The 620-nt window shown below is 66.9% G+C and carries 1 protein-coding gene; it reads left to right on the plus strand.

Features of this window, described 5'->3' with window-relative positions; genetic code table 11:
* Positions 1 to 204, plus strand: a 204-nt coding sequence (locus AC4PR2_RS29515) for a YubE family protein (protein WP_492176126.1), incomplete at its 5' end; no start/stop codon positions are given.
* Between the last annotated feature and the right edge of the window lie 416 nt (positions 205 to 620).

Below are 620 nucleotides of genomic sequence, written 5' to 3' on the forward strand. Positions count from 1 at the left end.
GACGGGCTGCGCGCCGACATTGCGGCGCTGGCCGATGAGATGTGCGAGCTGCATCTGCGGCTACGGGGGCTGGTGAGTGCGTATTTCTGGAACAGCGACGTGCTGGCCGAGCGCCTGGCGGGTCATATCCTGCGGGACGCACACGACCGTTACGTCGAGATCTACAAAGCGATTAACGAACTGGAACACCATTTCAAGGATTGAGCGACAGGAAGCAGGCGATCGGGCGGTGTAACCTGCCCGGTGGTTTTGCGTGTGTTGCCTGCGCCCGCGTTGGCGCATCGAGCGCCGCGCGCACGCGAGAGGGCCACCGCCACGCGGCACTTGCCGGCAGGCCGGCGCCGCAAAGGCTGCAGGCAGGGCCTGCCCACACCGCTTTACTCCTTTTCCTCTGACGCCCTGGTGGCGTGACGGCCAGAGCCGTACCCAAACGCTAGTCCGGCACGGTTGGGCCGCAAGGGTGCGCTTCGCCGCCTCCTCACCCGTTCGCACCCGTTACGGGCATTCAGCCGCGCAACGGGCTTGCGCTGCGGCTTGCGGGGGCGCCCCTGCTTCCCGCCCTCAAGGCCGGCCTTTCGAATGGGTACGGCACTGGCCGGTGCCGCAATCCCTGACCGTTT

The organism is Serratia sp. A07, from assembly GCF_058725505.1.